Source organism: Streptomyces sp. DSM 40750 (genome assembly GCF_024612035.1).
Lineage (GTDB): Bacteria > Actinomycetota > Actinomycetes > Streptomycetales > Streptomycetaceae > Streptomyces.
In genome coordinates, this window is sequence record NZ_CP102513.1 from 1,617,863 (window position 1) to 1,637,011 (window position 19,149).

The following is a 19,149-nucleotide window of genomic DNA, read 5'->3' on the forward strand; positions in this document are numbered from 1 at the left end:
GACCACGGCGGACCCGGTCCGGCGTGGAGCGGGTGTCAGTCCTGGACCAGTTGATCGGCCAGGCGATGGGCCTGGGCCAGCAGCGTTCCGTAGGTCATCAGCGCGTCGGGGTCGTCCGCGACGGCGCCCGGTAGCTGTCGGCGGAATGCGTCGAGCGTGCGGTGGAGTTCCCCGACGGCCTCGCGGAGTTCCCGCGCGGCGGAGTCGTCGTGGCCGCTCGGGGCGAATCGGGTCCGGCTGTAGAGCCGGATGGCGCGTGCGGTGTGGCGCAGGAAGGTCGCGTACGGATGGGCGATGGCGGCGGTCGGCCGGGCCGCCTTCCCGCTGTGGTCGGCGCTCTCCCACACCGTTCGGGTCACGCCCGAGGTGTGGACGGCGACGTAGTCGAGCACGGCCAGCGCGTCGGTGTACACCTTGCCGGGCGGGGCGACGGCGTGCCTGCGGCGGCCCCGGGGGTTGACGCGCATGCTTTCCCGGCTCCAGCCGATCGCCGACCGGGCCTGGTCGACCAGACGGCCCAGCCGCAGTGCGCGCTCGTGCCAGTCCCCGGCCTCGCGCGCTTCCCACTCTCCGGCGGCCAGCCCGTCGGCCACCGCGTCCAGGATCTCCTGGGCCTCACGGGCGGCGTCGGCCAGCGCGGAGCGGGTGTCGCGCAGGTACACCGGAGGCCGGATCAGCGCGTTGACCGCGACGCCGACCACCGCGCCGAAGACCGCCTCCGCGATACGGGCGGCTGACGCGGCGACGGTGATCTGCCCGCTGGTCAGCACGAAGAGCGCGCCGGTGGCGGCGTAGACACCCTGGCTGCCCAGGCGCTGCCACTGCCCCAGCAGCAGCACCGTCGGCAGGACCAGGGCCATCGTGACCATCGGGCTGTCCAGCACCAGCGCCACCGCCGTCGCCCACACCGTGCCCACGGCGATCGCCGCGACCTGCTGCAGCCCGTGCGCGATCGACCGGTACACGGTCGACTCCACCAGTACGACGGCCACCCAGGGCGCCACGAACGCCATCGGCGCCGCGAGCCACCAGCCCGCCACCGCCCACGCCACCCAGGCCGCCAGTGCCGCCTTGCCGGCCTGCGCGACCAGATCCCGCTCACGGCCCGGCCCCGCCCACGCCCGCCGCACCGTCTGCGCGGCGGCCCCACCGCGCCGCCGAACCGCCCGTACCGCCCTGCCAGTCCACTCCATGACACACCAAGTGCCACACCGGGGACGAGACGCACCCGCCGGCCGCGACTTCACGGCGCCCGTACCGCGACGGCCCGTCGTAGTGCGGGGCCTGGCCGCCTTCAGGGTCGGCACGCGAGGCGCGCAAGCACGGCACGGCACGCACCGGCGCGCCCGGCCGTGGAGAGCACCGGCGGAAGGCAAACCCTGCAGTCCCCGCACGAACAGCCCGAACCGCAGGTCACCGCCGAACCCGCCCCGCCCTACGACTCGGACGAACAACGGCGGCCCGGCCTGGAGGCCGACAAGCGCACCGCGCCGCACCACCGGGCGGGCCGGTACCGGCCCGCCCGGACACGACCATGATCGACTACGCGGCGGCCAAGGCCGCGCTCATCACCCTGACGAAATCCATCGCCCCGCATCCGGCCGGGCGCGGCGTCCGCGCCCACGGTCGGCGAGGTCATCGCCGTGACCGGCGGAATCGTCGGCACCCGGTGACCCGCTCCACCGGCGGAGGACTCCGTACGCCACGACGGCGGCGGACGCGCCGTCGAGGCCCCGTGGAGGCGGCTGCCGCGGCCGCCTCCACGGCGCTTGCGTGCGAGGCTGAGTAGAAGGCCTGCTCGGACGGTGTGAAGCGGAGGACGGTGTGGACTGGGACCGGTTCGCACAGCAGATGGCGTCGTTGGCGCGGGATCTTCTGGCACGGCATTCGGTCGAGGCCACGCTGGAACGGATCACCGCCTCGGCCACCGAACTGGTGGAGGGCTGTGACGCGGCCGGCATTCTCGTGCTGCACGGCACGAAGGTGGAGACGCTGGCCCCCACCGACCAGCTGGTCGTCGACAGCGACCGGCTGCAGGAGCGGCTGGGCGAAGGGCCCTGCTTCGATGCCGCTGTCAGCTCGCGGGGCGAGCGGGTCTTCCGCATCGCCGACCTCACCGACGAGCCGCCGCGCTGGCCCGCCTACGCCCCGCGAGCCCGTCGGCTCGGCATCGGCGGCGTGATGGGTTTCCTGCTGTTCACCGAGGACGAACACCTCGGCGCCCTCAACCTCTACTCCCACAAGCCCGGCGTGTTCACCGAGGTCAGCGAGCTGGCCGGATGCCTGCTCGCCTCCCACGCGGCGGTCGCCTTCTCCAGCGCCCGGACCCACGCCCAGCTGGAGCGGGCCATCACCACCCGCCATGTGATCGGCGAGGCCATGGGCATTCTCATGGGCAGCCACCACCTCACCGAGGCGGAGGCGTTCGACGTGCTGCGCCGCTACTCGCAGGAGAACAACATCAAGCTCCGCGAGGTCGCCCGCCGCGTCTGCGAACAGGGCAGCCTCTGACGACCTCGGGAGGACGGCTCCTCCGGCACGTTGTCAGAACCAGAGAAGCCTGGCCGGGCCGGCCCCCAGGGGAACGCCGCCGAACCCGACCTGCACACCAAGTCCCCCCGCCCCGCCGCGCCACACCTCCCAAGCCCGACGGCCGCGGAACAGCAGGTCAGTGCGGGTGCCCGCAGCGGGTCGTACGCCGGGCCCACGTTATGGACACCGTCTGGCGGGGCACTCGGCGCGGGCGCGGGATCCGTGCGGACACCCGCGGAGACCGCCGCCCTACGCACCCACGCGACGAAGGACTGTGCTCATGAGCGACGACGAGCGGCAGAACCCGGTCGAGCGGCATCCCCGGCCGGACTTTCCACGGCAGGACCAGGAGCATCCCGGCTGGACCGGCCCCATGGACCCGCCGCCCGACCACGGGGAGGACTCCTACCGTGGCAGCGGGCTGCTCAAGGACCGCGGGACGGTCCTGACCGGCGGGGACTCCGGGATCGGCCGCGCGGTGGCGCTGGCGTACGCCCGGGAGGGCGCGGACGTCCTGTTCACCCATCTGCCGGAGGAGGCGGAGGACGCCAGGGAGACGGCCCGGCTCGTCGAGGACGCCGGGCGGAAGGCGGTCGCCGTCCCGTGCGACGTGCGCGACGAGGAACAGTGCCGTGCCCTGATCGAACGGGCGGTCGCCGAATTCGGCCGGATCGACGTGCTGATCAACAACGCCGCCTACCAGATGTCCCAGCCCGACGGCATCCAGGCCATCTCGACGGAGCAGTTCGACCGGGTCGTGCGGACGAACCTCTACGGCATGTTCTGGCTGTGCAGGATGGCCCTGCCGCACATCCCGGCGGGCGGGTCCGTCATCAACTCCACCTCCGTGCAGGCGTACAAGCCCAGTCCGCACCTCCTCGACTACGCCATGACCAAGGGCGCGATCGTCACGTTCACCCAGGGGCTGGCGCAGATGGTCGCCTCGGACGGTATCCGCGTCAACGCGGTGGCGCCCGGGCCCGTATGGACACCGCTGATCCCGGCGACGCTGCCGGACACGAAGGAGTTCGGCAAGCAGGCACCGCTCGGACGGCCCGCCCAGCCCGCCGAAATGGCACCCGCCTATGTGTTCCTCGCCTCCGACCGGGCGAGTTTCATCACGGCGGAGATCCTCAACGCCACCGGCGGCACGCCCCTGCCCTGAGGACCGGCTGCGCGGCCCCGGTTTGGGCTCTCCGCCGCTGGGAACTCGTGGGCGCACACCTCGAAGGGCTACGGCCGACCCCGGATCGGAAAGAATCGGCCCCGGATCGGAAAGAAGATGAGGCGTCGTGGGCACGCACACCGTCGAGAAACTCGTCGTCCGCGAGAGCGGCTGGGCCAAGGCCCGGCGCCGGCGCGGGAAGGGCGTGCGCACATGCCTTCCCGCCCTCCCGGGCAGGGAGGGCCGCCGGACACCGGAGGCCGAGGCGGAACCGACCATCGTCAGGGGTGACGACTGACCTCCCGCTCCGCGGACGGGGCCGGGAAGGCCGGCGACGGGACCGCGAAAGGCCGGCGGGGACAGGCGCGCCTGTCGCCGCCGGCCTTTCGCCGCGGCCTCACGCGTAGCCGTTACGGGTCGCGTAGCCGTTACGGGTCTCAGTCGTCCATTCCACGGCCGGTTCTCAGTCGCCCTTTCCGCGGCCGGTCAGCGCGTCGCGCATCCGGTCGACGAGGCCCATGCCGGGGGCGAGAAGTTTGTTGGCCGGAGGGGTGTCCGGCGCCGCCGGGTGGGGCCGGGTCGGCGCCGTCTTCTTGGCCGTGCGGACCTTCTCGCCGAGGCCGTTCAGGACGTCCGCCGAACAGGACTCGCGCAGCCGGGGGAAGAGGTTGCTCTCCTCGTCCTGGATGTGCGCCCGGATCACGGTCATGAGCTGGGTGATCAGCTGGTCGAACTCGGGGTCGTCGGCCTCGCACCGCTCCAGGTCCTTCATCGTGCGCTCGGCCTCGGCGTGGTCCTCGAGTTCCCGGTCGGCGACCATGTCACCGTCCGTCATGTGCTCGCGGACCGCCGGATACAGGCAGGCCTCCTCGGCGACCGAGTGACGCACCAGTTCGATGGTGACCTTGTCCGCGTACTGCTTGCGCCGGGGGTCACCGGAGGGCAGTGCCTCGATCTCGCCGAACATCTCCTCCACTTCCTCGTGGTCCGTGGTCAGTTCGGCGATGACGTCTCCGCCGTGTCCCATGTCCTTGCTCCTTTCCCGCTGTTCCCGGCCGTCCGTCCCGGCGGGGTCCCTTGCGGGGGTCAGTGAAACGCCTCCGTACGCGTATGCGAGGCATTGACGGCGCGGAGGGCCGGCCGGCCGGATCTGCCGCCCGAGGTCACCGCCGCTCCCGTGGCCTGCGCGGATTCCTCGCCGCTGGTTCCCGGCCGGTGTCGTCGGACGCGATCCCAAGTACCCACGAACGGCCCAGCCACGCCGCTCGCCCGTTCCGCGACGGCGGCATCCCGGTGACCGGGGGTCGCGGAGCCTCACCGGTCGCGAGCGAGACCGGCGCATGTGAAACTCGTTTCTCGGGCGTCCTCCGCCGGCGGTGCGCATCCAGCCACCGTTCCGATGTCGGGGGGACCGCGCCGGGGCTCCGCCTAGCTCTGGCGTTCGCCCGTCCCGCGCGGGGCGACCACGCCCCGGGGCCCGCACCACAGCGTCGTGGTGACCGTTGCCCCGCCACCCGCGCCGGACCGCTGATCCCCGTGAGCCGCCTGAAGCGGCGCGCCGTGATGCCGGCACGCCCGGAAGGTGAGACGCCGTCGTCGCGTACGGAGGAGATCGCCATGACCACCGCCTTCTCAGCGAAGTGGCAGCACGCAGTCGTCACCGGCGGCGCGGGTTTCGTCGGTTCCCACCTGTGTACGGAACTGCTGGCCTCGGGTGTCGACGTCACCTGCGTCGACGACCTCAGTACCGGCCGTCTCGAGAACGTCGCCGCGCTCCTGGACCGTCCCGGATTCACCGTGCTGCGGGCCGATGTCACGGAGGGGATCCCGGTCGAGCGGCCCCCCGACCTGGTCCTGCACTTCGCGTCCCCCGCGTCGCCCGCCGACTATCTCCGGCTGCCCCTGCACACGATGGACACCGGCAGCCTGGGCACACGTCACGCCCTGGAGCTCGCCCACGCGTCCGGAGCCCGCTTCCTCCTCGCCTCCACCTCGGAGGTGTACGGCGATCCCCAGCAGAATCCGCAGGACGAACGCTACTGGGGCCATGTGAACCCCGTCGGGCCACGGAGTGTGTACGACGAGGCCAAGCGTTTCGGCGAGGCGCTGACCACCGCCCACGCCGAGTCCAAAGGCACCGACACCGCGATCGTGCGCCTGTTCAACACCTACGGGCCACGGATGCGCGGACACGACGGCCGCGCCGTACCGACGTTCGTCCGGCAGGCGCTCGCCGGCGAGCCCCTCACGGTCACCGGGGACGGGCGGCAGACCCGCTCGCTGTGCTACGTCGACGACACCGTGCACGGTGTGCTCGCGGCGGCGGCCCACAGCATGCGCGGCCCCGTGAACATCGGCAATCCCGGCGAGATCAGCATGCTCGACCTGGCCCGCCTGGTCATCGTCCTCACCGGCTCCGACTCCGAGATCCGCTTCATCGAACGCCCCACCGACGACCCGGCGTTGCGCTGTCCGGACATCACCCTGGCCCACGACAAGCTCGGCTGGGAACCGCGGGTGATGCCCGTGGAAGGGCTGCGCCGCACGATCGCCTGGTTCCGCGCCGAGGCGGAGAACGCGGCGGCGCCCCCGCCTCGCTGATCCCCGGCCCGCCTGCCCGGCACCGGATCGCCCGTCGGCCCTCGCGCGCCCGGCACCGGCGTCATCCCTCTCGCCGAAAGGTTCCGCCCCTGATGCGTATTCTCGGAATCAACGCGCTGTTCCACGACCCGGCCGCCGCGCTCCTGATCGACGGGCGCACCGTCGTAGCCGCCGAGGAGGAGCGGTTCTCCCGGCGCAAGCACGGGAAACGACCGGTGCCGTTCGCCGCCTGGGAGCTGCCGGAGAAGGCCGCCGCCTGGTGCCTGACCCGGGCCGGTCTGCGCCCCCAGGACCTCGACGCGGTCACCTACTCCTACGACCCGCGACTCGCCCGGCCGGCACAGGACATGGGCCTCGACGACCCGTGGGACCACCTGCGGCAGACGTACGCGCGGGAGGCCCCCGGCTTCCTCAGGGCGGCCCTGCCCGGGCTCGACCCCGGCATCGTCCGCTTCGTACCGCACCACATGGCCCACGCCGCGTCGGGCGCGTTCGCCGCGCCGGATGCCGGGGACTCCTCCGTGCTGGTGCTGGACGGCCGCGGCGAACGCGCCTCGCACCTGGCCGCGCGGCGCGTCGGCGACCGGCTGGAACCCCTGTACGCGCAGGAACTGCCCCATTCCCTCGGGCTGGTGTACGAGGAGCTGACCGAGCACCTGGGATTCCTGCGCTCCTCCGACGAGTTCAAGGTGATGGCCCTCGCCTCGCACGGCACCCCGCGCATGCTGTCCGAGCTGCGCCGCCATGTGCACCCCACCGGCGACGGCGGGTTCCGCGCCACGGGCGTGCCCTGGCACGAACTCTGCCCGCCGCGCGGCCCGGACGAGCCATGGACGCGGGAGCACGCCGATGTCGCGGCCAGTGCCCAGGCGGTCCTGGAGGAGACCCTGCTCGACCTCGCGCGCTGGCTGCACGGGAGGACCCACGACAGCACGCTGACCCTCGCCGGAGGCGTCGCCCTGAACTGTGTCGCCAACTCCCGGATCGCCCGCGAGGGCCCCTTCTCCCGGGTGTGGGTGCAGCCGGCCGCCGGTGACGCCGGAACCGCGCTGGGCGGCGCGCTGCTGCTCGCCGCGGCCGAGGGCGAGGAGCCGGAGCCCATGCCGGGCGCGGATCTGGGCCGGGACTGGTCGGACGCCGAGCTGGGGGCCTGGCTGAAGACGGCGGGCGTGCCCTTCGAGCGGCCGACGGACATCGCCGCGACCGTGGCCCGGTCGCTGGCGGACAACGACATCGTCGCCTGGTTCCAGGGCCGCTCCGAGTACGGGCCGAGGGCGCTCGGACACCGCTCCCTGCTCGCCCACCCCGGGCACGCGGGCAATCTGGAACGGCTCAACGACGTCAAGGGCCGTGAGCAGTTCCGGCCGGTCGCGCCGATGGTCCTCGCCGACCGGGCCGGGGAGATCTTCGACGGCCCGTTGCCGAGTCCGTACATGCTGTTCGTGCATGATGTGGCGCCTGAGTGGCGTGAGCGGATCCCCGCCGTCGTGCACGTCGACGGCACGGCCCGTATCCAGACCGTGGACGCCGTCCGGGAGCCGCTGGTGGCCCGCGTGCTCGGCGCGTTCGAGGAGCTGACCGGTCTGCCCGTGGTGGTCAACACCAGCCTCAACACGGCGGGCCGGCCCATGGTCGACGATCCTCGGGACGCGCTGGAGTGCTTCGGCTCCTCCCCCGTCGACCTGCTGGCGATCGGCCCGTACGCGGTGCGGCGACAAGACCTCTTCGGCACCGGCGACGAGGGAGCGGCCCGATGAGCGACTTCCCCCGGCACCGGCACGCACACTTCGCGGACCGGCGGACCGGCTCCGGTGACGGGAGCGGCGCGTACGCCGTGGTGATCCCGACGCTCGGGCGCCCCCGGTCTGCGGGCGTGTCTGCGCGCACTGGCCCGAACCGAGGGACCGATGCCGGTCCGGGTGGTCGTCGTCGACGACCGCCCCGAGCCGGACGGCGCGCCGCTCGACCCGGCGATCCCCCCGTCCCTGCGGGACGTCACGACCCTGGTGAAGGGACGCGCCGAGGGGCCGGCCGCCGCGCGCAACACCGGATGGCGAGCGGCCGGCCGGGTGCCCTGGATCGTCTTCCTGGACGACGACGTGGTGCCCGGCCCCTCCTGGGCGGACGACCTCTCCCTGGACCTGGCCGCCGCGCCGCCCGACAGCGCCGGGGTCACCGCCCGGATCGAGGTGCCGCTTCCGGCGGGGCGGCGGCCCACGGACTGGGAGCGGACCACGGCGGGGCTGGCCACGGCCCGGTGGATCACCGCCGACATGGCGTACCGGAGGGAGGCGCTGGTGGCCGTCGACGGCTTCGACGAGCGCTTCCGGCGGGCCTTCCGGGAGGACGCGGACCTAGCGCTGCGCGTGCTGGGCGCCGGCTGGACGCTGACCGCCGGGAACCGCCGTACGCGACACCCGGTGCGTCCGGTGGACCGCTGGATCTCCGTACGGCTGCAGGCGGGCAACGCCGACGACGTGCTGATGACGCGGCGGCAGGGCCGGGACTGGTGGGACAGGGCCGGGGCGCCACGGGGGCGCCTGCCCGGGCATCTGACGGTGAGCGCGCTCGCCGCGGCCTCCCTGACCTGCGCCCTCCTCGGCCGGCCACGCGCCGCCGCCCTCTGCGCCGCCGGTTGGCTGGCAGGCACGGCCGAGTTCGCGCTGGCCCGGATCACGCCGGGGCCGCGTACCCGGGACGAGATCGCCGCCATGGCGCTGACCAGCGTGCTCATCCCGCCCGCCGCCACCTGGCACCGGCTGCGCGGTCACGTCACCCACCGGGGGACGACGGCGTTCCGGCCGCCCGCGCCCTCGATACGCGTGACCCTCGATGAAGGGGTTCCGTCATGACCGGCGTCCCGACGCGCGGTTCCGCGCCCCGGCTGTTCGGCTCCCCCGTCCACCGGCCACCGCCGACGGCGCGAGCAGCCGGGAGCGCGGTCCCGGCACGGCACGCCGTCGTCATCGGTGACATCGGCGCCGACCTGGCCGCCGCCCGTGGCGCGGGCGCGCGCGGGGTGCTGGTACCGACTCCCGTCACCCGGCATGAGGAGATCACCGCCGCCGACCACGTGGCCGACGATCGGCTGGGGGCGGTGCGGCTGGTGCTGGGCCTCGCGACGGAACGAGGAGCGACCGTATGAACATCCTGCTGTGGCATGTGCACGGCTCCTGGACCACGGCCTTCGTGCAGGGCCCTCACACCTACCTCGTTCCGGTCACTCCGGATCGCGGGCCGGACGGCCGAGGCCGGGCCCGTACGTTCTCCTGGCCGGCCTCGGTGCGCGAGGTGACGCCCGTGGAGCTGCGGGAGACACCGGTGGACCTGGTGATCCTGCAACGGCCGCACGAACTGGGGCTCGCCGAGCGATGGCTGGGCGGGCGCCGCCCGGGACGCGACGTACCCGCCGTCCATCTGGAGCACAACGCCCCGGACGGCGACGTGCCGAACACCCGGCACCCGTTCGCCGACCGCGACGACCTGACGCTCGTTCACGTCACCCACTTCAACCGGCTGTTCTGGGACTGCGGCTCCACCCGCACCGAGGTGATCGAGCACGGCATCGTCGACCCGGGTCATCAGTACACCGGCCGGCTCGCGCGCGCGGCCGTCGTGATCAACGAGCCGGTACGGCGGGGCCGTCACACCGGCACGGACCTGCTGCCCGGCTTCGCCGACGCCGCGCCCCTGGACGTGTTCGGCATGCGCACCGGGGGGCTCGCCGCGCGTCTCGGGCTGCCGGAGGTCCGCTGTCGCGGCGCCGACCTGCCCCAGCGCGAGCTGCACGCCGCCCTGGCCGAGCGCCGCCTGTATCTGCACCCGGTGCGCTGGACATCCCTCGGGCTCTCCCTGCTGGAGGCGATGCAGCTGGGCATGCCGGTCGTGGCCCTCGCCACCACCGAGGCCGCCGAGGCGGTCCCGCCGGGCGCGGGCACGCTGTCCACCCGGCCGGAGGTGCTGGCGCGGGCCGTACGGAACTACCTGGAGGACCCCGGGGCGGCGGCCGCCGACGGTGCGCGCGCCCGGCAGGCGGCCCTCGAACGCTACGGGCTCAAGCGCTTCCTGGACGACTGGGAGCGCGTGATGACGGAGGCGCGCTCATGAACTCGATCCCCACCTGCGTGCGGCTCGGCGGCGTCACCCCGGGTCCGCGCCCCAGGTCGATCGCGCTGGTCTCGGAGCACGCGAGCCCCCTCGCCGTCCTCGGAGGCGTGGACGCGGGCGGGCAGAACGTCCACGTCGCCGCGCTCGCCGGCACTCTCGCCGACCGGGGCCACGAGGTGACCGTGTACACCCGCCGCGACTCGCCGGATCCACCCGACCTGGTGCGGATGCGCGCCGGGGTGGAGGTGCACCATGTGCCCGCCGGCCCGCCGGAGCAGGTCCCGAAGGACGAACTCCTGCCGTACATGGGGGACTTCGGACGCCATCTGGTCCGCGTGTGGCGGGAGCGGCCGCCGGACGTGGTGCACTCGCATTTCTGGATGTCGGGTGTCGCCTCGCTGCGTGCCGCCCGCGGGCTGGGGCTGCCGCTGCTGCACACGTACCACGCGCTGGGCACGGTGAAGCGACGGCACCAGCGGCTCGCCGACACGAGCCCGCCCGCACGCATCGCGCTGGAGCGGAACGTGGGTCTCGGCTGCGATCGGATCGTCGCCACGTGCCGCGACGAGGTCGACGAACTCGCCCGGATGGGCGTGCCCGCGAGTCAGGTCACGATCGTGCCCTGCGGGGTGGACACCGACCTGTTCACCCCGATCGGCCCCGCCATGGAGCGCGGCCCCCTCCCCCACCGGATCCTGCAGCTGGGGCGGCTGGTCCCGCGCAAGGGCGCGGCCGTCGCGGTCGCGGCCCTCGCCCTGCTGCCCGACGCCGAACTGGTCGTGGCCGGCGGCCCCCCGGCGGACCGTCTCGACGACGACCCGGAGGTCCGCAGACTGCGCGCCCTCGCCGGCGAGGCGGGGGTGGCCGACCGGGTCCGCTTCACCGGCGGGGTGCCCAGCCGGGAGGTGCCGCCGCTGCTGCGCGGCGCCGACGTGGTGGTGTGCCCCGCGGACTACGAGCCGTTCGGCATCGTCCCGCTGGAGGCGATGGCCTGCGGCAGGCCCGTGGTCGCCAGCGCGGTGGGCGGACAGCTCGACACCGTCGCCGACCCCGGCACCGGGCGGCTGGTGCCGCCGCGCGACCCGGAGGCGCTCGCGCGCGCCGTGGGCGAACTCCTCGCCGACCCCGCGGCCCGTGCGGCCTGCGGGGCGACCGGCCGCCGACGCGTGCTGCGCCGCTACTGCTGGGACCGCGTCGCCGCGGCGACGGAGGCGGCGTACGAGGAGGTCGTCGACGCCCGGCCCGCCATGACCGGCGTGGTCTGACAGTCCCGGCACCGCGCCGACCACGGCACCGTGACCGCGAATCCCCGAGGTCCGAAGGAGGTGCGGGTCAGGCCGCCGTCCCCGTGACGCGGCGTACCCGATCGCCATGGCCGAATCCCCCGTATCCCCCGTATCCCCTGAATCTCCCGTACTGGACGCCGCGCATCTGCACTGCCGCTCCCTGGAACAGACACTCGGCCGGCTCCGCCGCGACGGCCTCGGCCGGATCGCGGAGTGGGGCGGGCTGCTCGCCGACGTCCTGGCGACCGGCGGCCGACTGCTGGCGGCGGGCAACGGCGGCAGCGCCGCCCAGGCGCAGCATCTGACCGCCGAACTGGTGGGCCGCTACCGCCGGGAGCGGCCGGCGTACTCGGCGATCGCCCTGCACGCGGAGACCTCGACGGTGACGGCCATCGGCAACGACTACGGCTTCGACCACGTCTTCGCCCGGCAGGTCTCCGCCCACGGCCGCCCCGGCGATCTGCTTCTGCTGCTGTCCACGTCCGGCCGCAGCGCCAACCTGATCACCGCGGCCGTCACGGGCCGCCGGGCGGGCCTGCGGGTCTGGGCGATGACCGGGCCCTCGCCCAATCCCCTGGCCGCCGCCGCCGACGAGACGCTGGCCATCGACGCCGACAGCACGGCGACCGTCCAGGAGGCCCATCTGGTCGCGGTGCACCTGCTGTGCGAGTGCTTCGACGCCGCCCTCGCCGAGCCACCGCTCGGGTCCGCCGTCGGCGCCGGGGCCCGGCGCCCGGTGCCGGCCCGGGGGAGGGTGTCGTGACCGGGCGCGGGCCGCTCGTGGTCGTCGGGGACACCCTGCTCGACGAGGACATCGAGGGCACGGCCACCCGGTTGTCGCCGGACGCGCCCGCGCCCGTGGTGGACGTCACCGGCAGCCGGCTCCGCCCGGGCGGAGCCGGACTCGCCGCCGCGCTGGCGGCCGGGGACGGCCGGGACGTGCTGCTGGTGACCGCGCTGGGCGACGACGAGGCCGGCGACGCCGTGCGCCGCGAACTGCGCGGCCGGGTCCGGCTCGTCGAACTGCCCCTGGACGGCACCCTCCCGGTGAAGACACGGGTCCTCGCGGGCGGCCGCCCCGTCGTCCGGGTGGACCGGGGCGGTGGCACGCCCGGCACGGCGGGCGCGGCCGTGCGGGAGGCGCTGGAGGGGGCCGCCGCGATCCTGGTCGCCGACTACGGCCGGCGCACGGCGGACGCCGTACGGGACCGCCTGGCGGCCGTCGCCCCCCGGACGCCCCTGGTGTGGGACCCGCACCCCAAGGGCGGCGCCCCCGTGCCCGGGGCGCGGCTCGTCACGCCGAACGCGGCCGAGACGCGGGCCCTGTGCCCCGGCGAGGAGACATCGGTGCGCACGGGCGTCGCCCATGCCGACCGCCGGCACACGGCGGGAGCCCCGACGCCGCACGCGGGGCGGGCGCTGCCCGCCGACGAGGACGCCTCGCTGCGGGCGTACGCCGAGCGGGGCGCCGAGCTGGCCGACCGCTGGCGGGCGGCGGGGGTGGCCGTGACGCTGGGCGAGCGGGGCGCGCTGCTGACCGGTTCCGGCGGTGGCACGCCGATGCTGGTTCCGGCGCCCTACCGGGCCGTGGGCGATCCGTGCGGCGCGGGCGACTGTTTCGCGGCCGCGACGGTCGCGGCGCTCGCGGACGGCGCGCTCCCGGAGGAGGCGGTCCAGCGGGCGGTCGCCGAGGCCGCCGCGTTCGTCTCGGCGGGCGGCGCGGGCAACCCGGCGCTGTGGCGCGCGGGGCACGCCGCCCAGCCCGTGGACGAGCCGGGCGCCGACGCGTTCGCGCTGGTGGAGCGGGTGCGGGCGCGTGGCGGCACGGTGGTGGCCACCGGCGGCTGCTTCGATCTGCTGCACGCCGGCCATGTGGGCCTGCTGGAGAGTGCCCGGCGGATCGGCGACTGCCTGATCGTGTGCCTCAACTCGGACGCGTCCCTCGCCCGCCGCAAGGGCCCGGGGCGGCCGCTCACCCCGCAGGCCGACCGTGCCCGGGTGCTCGCGGCCCTCGGCAGCGTCGACGCGGTCGTGGTCTTCGAGGAGGACACACCGGAGGCGCTGCTGCGGCGGCTGCGGCCCGACGTCTGGGTCAAGGGCGGTGACTACGCCGTCCAGGACCTCCCCGAGGCGGAGGTGCTGCGCGCGTGGGGCGGCCAGGCGGTCGTCCTGCCCTACCTCGACGGCCGCTCGACCACCCTGCTGGCCCGCCGGGCGGCACGGGCCGCCGTACCGGTCGGCCCCTCGAAGACCCGGGGCCGGTGACCGTGATCCGCTACGGCCCACCGGACGGGAGCGCACACGTGAAAGCCGGTCCAGTGCGTGGGGAGGTGGCGGAGGGACGCCCGCGGGCACTCGTGCTCCGCGCGCTCGGGCCCCACGACCTGCCCACCGCCGTACCCGCGTCGCGTGCCCTGCGACGGCATCTGCCCGGCCACGAGATCCTGCTCGCCGCGCCCGCAGGGCCGGCGACGGCGACGACGAGGACGACGGCGGCGACGGCGACGGCGACGACAGGCCTGAGGCACGGTGCACCACCGGACGCGGGTCCGGCCCGCGGCGGGGGGTCAGGCGGCGGTGTCCAGCCCCGGTCGCTTCGCCGCATCGTGTGCCGCGACGACTGCCGCTTCGGGGGCGAGGTCCCGCACCCCGTGCTCCTCCATGTCCAGGAGGACCGGCGGCGTCGTCCGGCGGCCGCGGAGGGCGAAGCCGGCTCCGATGGCGCCCGCGATGACGAGGCCGCCGGTCGCGAGGGCGCCGCGCGCGCCGGCCAGCTCCATCAGAAGACCGAGCACCGGGGGTCCGCCGAGACCCCAGACCGTGCTGACGCTGCCCCAGACGCCGAGCACCCGGCCCCGGAGGTGGGCGGGCGGATCGGTCTGCAGGACGGTGGTGCCCGCGGTGTCGGACACGGACTCCAGCACGGCCATCGGCAGGACGAGCACCAGCAGCACGGCGAGCGACGGGGAGAACCCGGCCACCGCCTGGAGCAGGGCTCCGCCGGCCGCCAGCAGCCCGACCAGCCGTACCGACGGGCTGCGCAGCCGGGCGCCGAGGACCGCGCCGAGGATGCCGCCCACGGCGAGCACGGTCGAGACCGTGCCGAACGCCCCGGCGCCGCCCGCGAGAGGCCCGGTGACGAGGACGGCCAGGGTGAGCCCGTAGTTCCGCCCGAACATCGAGCTGATCCCGGTGATCCCGGCCAGCGCGACCAGCCGGGGCCGGCGCGCGAAGAAGGCCAGCCCCTGTCGCACCGTCATGTCGGACTTCTGGGCCCTCGGCTTCGCCCCCCGCTGGGCGGGAACGGCGGCCGCGGCGGTCCCGGCGCCCTGTGACACCTCGCGCACCGGACGGAGGAACGGAATGACCGCGGCGACGAACAGGAACGACAGTCCGTTGGCGGTGTACGCGGCGGCCGTGCCGAGGAAAGCGATGGTCACCCCGGCGAGCGCGGTCCCGGCGAGCCGTCCCGCGCTGTGCACCAGCGAACCGACGCCGATGGCGGACGGCACGTCCTCCTTGCGGACGAGGTCGTTGCCGAGAAGCGCGCAGGCAGGCCCGTCGACCGTCGCGACGAGCCCGGTCACGGCGGCCAGCACCATCAGCACGGTCAGGTCGAGCCGGTCCAGCGCGACGAGGACGGCGGTCACGAACGCCACGGCCCCGAGCAGGGCCTGGCTGACGGCGGCCGTCGCCTTCCTGGGCCAGCGGTCCACGGCAGCGCCGCCGACGAGGCTCACGAGCAGCGCGGGAGCGGCCTGGACGGAGATGGACAGACCGGTGGCGGCGGCGGAGCCGGTGATCTGCAGGACCAGCAGGTTCTGCACCGTGAGCTGCATCCAGGTCCCCGCGTTGGACAGGAAGTTCGCGAGGGACCACCAGCGCATGCTGGGGTACTTCAGGGACCGCCAGGGCGAACGCGAAGCGTCCGCGGGGGCGGCGACGCGGGAGGGCGCGGACGCGGGGACAGGAACGGGGGCAGGCGTGCGGCCCGCGGGCGAAGAAGACACAGTGCCCTATTCGGAGACGGGTCCGGGGACTCGGACAGGGGCAGGCGAGGGGACAGCGAGGGGGTGTCGGAACGCCGGCTTCGCTGCGCGGCCGCTCCACCGGATCGGTCCGGAGGCGGTGCCACCGGGTCGGCGCCCCACGACGGCTGCGGCGCGGGCGCACCCTCGGGCACGGCGACGCCCATCGTGGCAGACGGGGCGGGCGAGTCCCTTCAGGACCACCGCGGCCGCGCTCGACCGTTCGGTCAACTTCCCCCGCGCCACATGTACTTGCCCGACCAGGTGTGCTTGCTCACAGCACTCGCCGCGTCCGGGCGGCGCCCCCGCCCGGCGTGACGCCCGCGACACCGCGCCCCACCCGCGCGGCCGACGACGCCGTCGCCCTTCCATCGCCATCCCCTGCCGCACCGCCGCACCGCCGCACCCGGCGACCGTGTGTGGGAGTGATCCACCCGGGGCACCCGTGCCGCGACCGCCGGGAAGCCCTGCCAGAACCCAGCGACGGGAGCGGCCGACGGCCGCGGGAGCCGTGGGGAGATCGTGGGCGGAATACCCGCCCACAGCGGAAATGGCCCATACGGGCGGACCGGAACGAGCTCGTCGGCTCCGCCCGGACCGAAGGGAGATCGCGATGAGTCACCCAACGCCCTCCTCCAGGACCGCCTCCGGCAAGGGGACGGACATGGACGCGCATCTGCTCGGCATCTACCTCAACGACCATCTGGCCGGTGCCACCGCGGGCACCGACCGGTCACGCCATCTGGCACGGTCCTGCCGCGGTACCGCGTTCGCCCCGGCTGTGGAGGAGGTCGCCACCGAGATCGCGCAGGACCGGCACAGTCTGACGGACCTGATGAAACGGCTGGACGTCCCGGCCCGCCGCTACAAGGTCTCCGCGGGCTGGGCGGCCGAGAAACTGGGCCGGCTGAAGGGCAACGGCAGGCTGGTGCACCGCTCCCCGCTCAGTACCTTGCTCGAACTGGAGATGCTGCGGGCGGGAGTGGCGGGCAAGCTCGCGTGCTGGCAGACCCTGCGGCGGCTCTGCGACAGCGAGGACCGTCTCGACCGAGACCTGCTGGACGACCTCCTCCGACGTGCCCACCGACAGCTGGAGACCCTGGAGGAGCTTCATCTGCGGCAGGTCGCGGCCACCTTCCGGACGCCCGACCGAACGAGCTCGGGAGCCCCACGATGAGCGCCGGCCAGTGCGGTCGGCCGGATCCGACAGCCGGGAGAGGGGCCACACACCATGAGCACCCTGGACGAACTCCCGGTCCTGCGGTCCCTCGGTGACCTGGCGGCCCTGGTGCGGCGCGCCCCCGGCCTCCATGTGCGCTGGTCGCACGGTCCCGCCGGCGACCAGGACCGCGCGGCGAGCAGGGACGGCCTCACGGGCGTACGACTGCCGGGACTGTCCGCCAACCCACTCGATCTGGAGCCCTGGTGGAAGGACCGGCCGGTCGAGCTGTGGGTGGCCCGTCGGCTGTACGACTACTCGCACCTGCCGCGTGAGAAGGGGCCGGCGGTCCGCCCGTGGGTCCTGCGCGGCCGGGTCGAGGGCCGGGGGCCCGACAACGAACCCCTGCTCGGTGACGTGGAGCCCATCGCCTGGATCGACGAGGCGGTCATCGAAGAGGCCCAGGCGACGGTGGCCCGCCAGCAGGGTGAGTGGGGCCCCATGCAGCGCGATCCCGAGGAGTCGCCCGAGGACTCCGGGAGCGGGCGACACGAAGCCCGTGACTGAGCACCGGACCCAGGTCGGCGCGTACGGCTCGGCGCATACGGCTCGGCGCATACGGCTCGGCGCATACGGCGAAGACCGAGGACCCGCGCCGGTCACCGCCGGCCCGGTGCCCAGGTCGGCGGTCACCGCTGGTCGACCGCGCGCGGGCTCCTCAGCGGCGCGCCACCACGCGCAGGGTCCGGACCGAGGAGTCGGCCGCGTCCGGGATGAGGACGCCGTGCTCGACACCGCTGCGGAGGTAGTCGAGAACGGCGTCGGTGATCACCTCTCCCGGGACGATCGCCGGCACACCCGGCGGGTAGGGACTGATCATCTCCGCCGAGACGCGGCCCGCCGCCCGCCCGGCGGGCACGTGCTCCACCTCGGCGAAGAACGCCTCGCGCGGCAGCATCGCCTGTTCCAGCTCCAGGTCCGGGGGCTCGGGCAGGTGGACCGCCGGCTGCCGTTCGATGGAGTCGGCGCCGTCGACGAGTGCGCTCAGCGCGTCCAGCAGGATCTTCTCGGTCCCGTCGTCGTCGGCGTGGGTGATCGAGGCGCTGATACGGCAGGTGTCCGAGCCGCCGACGTCCACCCGCCGGTTGGCCCGCAGCCATTCGGCCGCCTGCATACCGCTGATGCCCAGCTCCCGTACGTCGACCACGATCTTCAAGGGGTCGACGTCGGCGGCGAGTCCCTCCTCGACGACCTCTCGGCCCATGGGCCGCAGGCCCGGCAGGTCTCCGATCGAGGTACGGATCCGTTCGGCGCGGTGCAGCGCGGCGTCCAGCAGTTCGTACCCCCGCTCGACCATCTGGCGGCGCCAGCCGTCGAGGGACGCGTACACGAGGGTGGAGGCGCTGGTGGTACCGAGCAGGTCCTCCCGTTGTTTGAGGACCTCCGGCGACACCCGGTCGTACTGGAGATGGAAGACGGAACTCTGCTCGATGGCGCCGCCCATCTTGTGGACACTGGTGACCACCAGGTCGGCCTCGGCGTCCATGCCCCAGGCGGGCAGCCCGGGGTGGAACGGCAGGTGGGCGCCCCATGCCTCGTCCAGGATGAGGGGGACGTCGAACTCGTGGCACACCCGGGCCACGCCCCGGACGTCGGCGCAGGTGCCCCAGTCGACGGGCGTGATCAGCAACATGCCCTTGGCGTCCGGGTGTTCCCGCAACCGGCGGCGTACGTCGTCGGGTTCCGGTGGGTGGGCGAGATGCCGCTCGGTGTCGAACTCGGGGTGCACCCAGATCGGTTCGACCCCGTTGACGACCACGGCCGCGATCACCGACTTGTGCGCGTTGCGCGACAGCAGCAGCTTCTCGCCGGGGCCCGCCACGGCCAGCATCGCGGTCTTCACCGACAGGGAGCTGCCGCACGTGGAGAAGAACGCCTGCTCGGCACCGACCGCGTCGGCCATCAGCTCCTGGGCCTCGTTCAGGACCGCGTGGGACTGCCGGCGGTCGTCGAGCCCGTTGAGCAGGAGGACGTCCGAGCGGAACACATCCACCCCGAGGACCTCCGCCACCCGTGGGTCCACCCCACGGCCCTGCTTGTGCCCGGGCGGGCCGTACGCCACGTCTCCGCGCCGCCGGAACTCCCGCAACGCCTCCAGCACGGGCACCCGTGAGTGATCCATGCCCACCTCCCGGGATTCTCGCTTGTACGAGCACCTACGAGTACCCCCGCCCGGCGATCGAACCCCGGCCTCACCGGGCCCGGGCGGTT

At 74.3% G+C, this 19,149-nt stretch carries 16 protein-coding genes and 1 pseudogene; 13 read left to right on the top strand and 4 right to left on the bottom strand.

All coding sequences use genetic code 11. The features are described from left to right. Nucleotides 1-35 precede the first annotated feature (35 nt). A complete protein-coding gene (locus JIX55_RS07355; protein WP_257562453.1) occupies nucleotides 36-1,193 on the bottom strand; it encodes an aromatic acid exporter family protein in 1,158 nt (385 codons plus the stop codon). 631 nt (nucleotides 1,194-1,824) lie between these two features. Between JIX55_RS07355 and JIX55_RS07360 the strand changes: the two genes are divergently transcribed. The 3 genes from JIX55_RS07360 (at nucleotide 1,825) to JIX55_RS07370 (ending at nucleotide 3,995) form a co-directional block, all read left to right on the top strand. Beyond that, complete coding sequence (locus JIX55_RS07360; RefSeq protein ID WP_257562454.1) at nucleotides 1,825-2,511, top strand: GAF and ANTAR domain-containing protein; 687 nt, start codon at nucleotides 1,825-1,827, stop codon at nucleotides 2,509-2,511. 301 nt (nucleotides 2,512-2,812) lie between these two features. Further along, a complete protein-coding gene (locus JIX55_RS07365; RefSeq protein ID WP_257562455.1) occupies nucleotides 2,813-3,697 on the top strand; it encodes an SDR family oxidoreductase in 885 nt (294 codons plus the stop codon). 127 nt (nucleotides 3,698-3,824) lie between these two features. Continuing rightward, the gene (locus JIX55_RS07370) at nucleotides 3,825-3,995 is read left to right on the top strand and encodes a hypothetical protein (RefSeq protein ID WP_257562456.1); all 171 of its coding nucleotides are present in this window, start codon (nucleotides 3,825-3,827) and stop codon (nucleotides 3,993-3,995) included. A gap of 165 nt (nucleotides 3,996-4,160) precedes the next feature. Here the strand turns inward: JIX55_RS07370 and JIX55_RS07375 are convergent, their stop codons facing one another. After that, the gene (locus JIX55_RS07375) at nucleotides 4,161-4,724 is read right to left on the bottom strand and encodes a hemerythrin domain-containing protein (protein WP_257562457.1); all 564 of its coding nucleotides are present in this window, start codon (nucleotides 4,722-4,724) and stop codon (nucleotides 4,161-4,163) included. Between the two features lie 590 nt (nucleotides 4,725-5,314). On the opposite strand from JIX55_RS07375, the gene JIX55_RS07380 reads away from it, so the two are divergent. From JIX55_RS07380 to rfaE2, 8 genes and pseudogenes are all read left to right on the top strand, one after another. Further along, the gene (locus JIX55_RS07380) at nucleotides 5,315-6,298 is read left to right on the top strand and encodes an NAD-dependent epimerase/dehydratase family protein (RefSeq protein ID WP_257562458.1); all 984 of its coding nucleotides are present in this window, start codon (nucleotides 5,315-5,317) and stop codon (nucleotides 6,296-6,298) included. A gap of 92 nt (nucleotides 6,299-6,390) precedes the next feature. Continuing rightward, a complete protein-coding gene (locus JIX55_RS07385; protein ID WP_257562459.1) occupies nucleotides 6,391-8,055 on the top strand; it encodes a carbamoyltransferase family protein in 1,665 nt (554 codons plus the stop codon). Next, nucleotides 8,052-9,150, top strand: a pseudogene (locus JIX55_RS07390) (glycosyltransferase family 2 protein). The gene JIX55_RS07385 and the pseudogene JIX55_RS07390 overlap by 4 nt, the downstream one beginning before the upstream one ends. After that, entirely contained in the window at nucleotides 9,147-9,443 is a 297-nt protein-coding gene (locus tag JIX55_RS07395) for an HAD hydrolase-like protein (RefSeq protein WP_443046390.1), read from the top strand. Before JIX55_RS07390 ends, JIX55_RS07395 begins: the two are co-directional and overlap by 4 nt. Next, complete coding sequence (locus JIX55_RS07400) at nucleotides 9,440-10,405, top strand: glycosyltransferase (RefSeq protein ID WP_257562460.1); 966 nt, start codon at nucleotides 9,440-9,442, stop codon at nucleotides 10,403-10,405. The genes JIX55_RS07395 and JIX55_RS07400 overlap by 4 nt, the downstream gene beginning before the upstream one ends. Next, on the top strand, nucleotides 10,402-11,670 hold the full coding sequence (locus JIX55_RS07405) for a glycosyltransferase (RefSeq protein ID WP_257562461.1): 1,269 nt from the start codon (nucleotides 10,402-10,404) through the stop codon (nucleotides 11,668-11,670). Before JIX55_RS07400 ends, JIX55_RS07405 begins: the two co-directional genes overlap by 4 nt. Before the next feature lie 106 nt (nucleotides 11,671-11,776). Further along, a complete protein-coding gene (locus JIX55_RS07410) occupies nucleotides 11,777-12,454 on the top strand; it encodes a D-sedoheptulose-7-phosphate isomerase (RefSeq protein ID WP_257562462.1) in 678 nt (225 codons plus the stop codon). Then, a complete protein-coding gene (gene rfaE2, locus JIX55_RS07415; protein WP_257562463.1) occupies nucleotides 12,451-13,956 on the top strand; it encodes a D-glycero-beta-D-manno-heptose 1-phosphate adenylyltransferase in 1,506 nt (501 codons plus the stop codon). Before JIX55_RS07410 ends, rfaE2 begins: the two co-directional genes overlap by 4 nt. Before the next feature lie 302 nt (nucleotides 13,957-14,258). Here the strand turns inward: rfaE2 and JIX55_RS07420 are convergent, their stop codons facing one another. Continuing rightward, nucleotides 14,259-15,578 (bottom strand): MFS transporter, encoded by a 1,320-nt coding sequence (locus JIX55_RS07420; RefSeq protein WP_257562464.1) that lies wholly within the window; start codon nucleotides 15,576-15,578, stop codon nucleotides 14,259-14,261. Nucleotides 15,579-16,332: 754 nt separating this feature from the next. Here JIX55_RS07420 and JIX55_RS07425 point away from each other — a divergent pair. Both JIX55_RS07425 and JIX55_RS07430 read left to right on the top strand, forming a co-directional pair. Beyond that, entirely contained in the window at nucleotides 16,333-16,896 is a 564-nt protein-coding gene (locus tag JIX55_RS07425) for a hypothetical protein (protein WP_443046391.1), read from the top strand. Nucleotides 16,897-16,950: 54 nt separating this feature from the next. Next, complete coding sequence (locus JIX55_RS07430; protein WP_257562465.1) at nucleotides 16,951-17,445, top strand: DUF6098 family protein; 495 nt, start codon at nucleotides 16,951-16,953, stop codon at nucleotides 17,443-17,445. Between the two features lie 151 nt (nucleotides 17,446-17,596). Here the strand turns inward: JIX55_RS07430 and JIX55_RS07435 are convergent, their stop codons facing one another. Then, entirely contained in the window at nucleotides 17,597-19,060 is a 1,464-nt protein-coding gene (locus JIX55_RS07435) for an aminotransferase class I/II-fold pyridoxal phosphate-dependent enzyme (RefSeq protein WP_257562466.1), read from the bottom strand. Between the last annotated feature and the right edge of the window lie 89 nt (nucleotides 19,061-19,149).

What these genes read in the sequence shown, in the direction of transcription:
- JIX55_RS07425 (WP_443046391.1), top strand. Translation starts at nt 16,333, where the DNA reads ATGAGTCACCCAACGCCCTCCTCCAGGACCGCCTCCGGCAAGGGGACG.
- JIX55_RS07420 (WP_257562464.1), bottom strand. Translation starts at nt 15,578, where the DNA reads ATGCGCTGGTGGTCCCTCGCGAACTTCCTGTCCAACGCGGGGACCTGG.
- JIX55_RS07375 (WP_257562457.1), bottom strand. Translation starts at nt 4,724, where the DNA reads ATGGGACACGGCGGAGACGTCATCGCCGAACTGACCACGGACCACGAG.
- JIX55_RS07380 (WP_257562458.1), top strand. Translation starts at nt 5,315, where the DNA reads ATGACCACCGCCTTCTCAGCGAAGTGGCAGCACGCAGTCGTCACCGGC.
- JIX55_RS07430 (WP_257562465.1), top strand. Translation starts at nt 16,951, where the DNA reads ATGAGCACCCTGGACGAACTCCCGGTCCTGCGGTCCCTCGGTGACCTG.
- JIX55_RS07410 (WP_257562462.1), top strand. Translation starts at nt 11,777, where the DNA reads ATGGCCGAATCCCCCGTATCCCCCGTATCCCCTGAATCTCCCGTACTG.
- JIX55_RS07405 (WP_257562461.1), top strand. Translation starts at nt 10,402, where the DNA reads ATGAACTCGATCCCCACCTGCGTGCGGCTCGGCGGCGTCACCCCGGGT.
- JIX55_RS07385 (WP_257562459.1), top strand. Translation starts at nt 6,391, where the DNA reads ATGCGTATTCTCGGAATCAACGCGCTGTTCCACGACCCGGCCGCCGCG.
- JIX55_RS07435 (WP_257562466.1), bottom strand. Translation starts at nt 19,060, where the DNA reads ATGGATCACTCACGGGTGCCCGTGCTGGAGGCGTTGCGGGAGTTCCGG.
- JIX55_RS07400 (WP_257562460.1), top strand. Translation starts at nt 9,440, where the DNA reads ATGAACATCCTGCTGTGGCATGTGCACGGCTCCTGGACCACGGCCTTC.
- JIX55_RS07365 (WP_257562455.1), top strand. Translation starts at nt 2,813, where the DNA reads ATGAGCGACGACGAGCGGCAGAACCCGGTCGAGCGGCATCCCCGGCCG.
- JIX55_RS07395 (WP_443046390.1), top strand. Translation starts at nt 9,147, where the DNA reads ATGACCGGCGTCCCGACGCGCGGTTCCGCGCCCCGGCTGTTCGGCTCC.
- JIX55_RS07355 (WP_257562453.1), bottom strand. Translation starts at nt 1,193, where the DNA reads ATGGAGTGGACTGGCAGGGCGGTACGGGCGGTTCGGCGGCGCGGTGGG.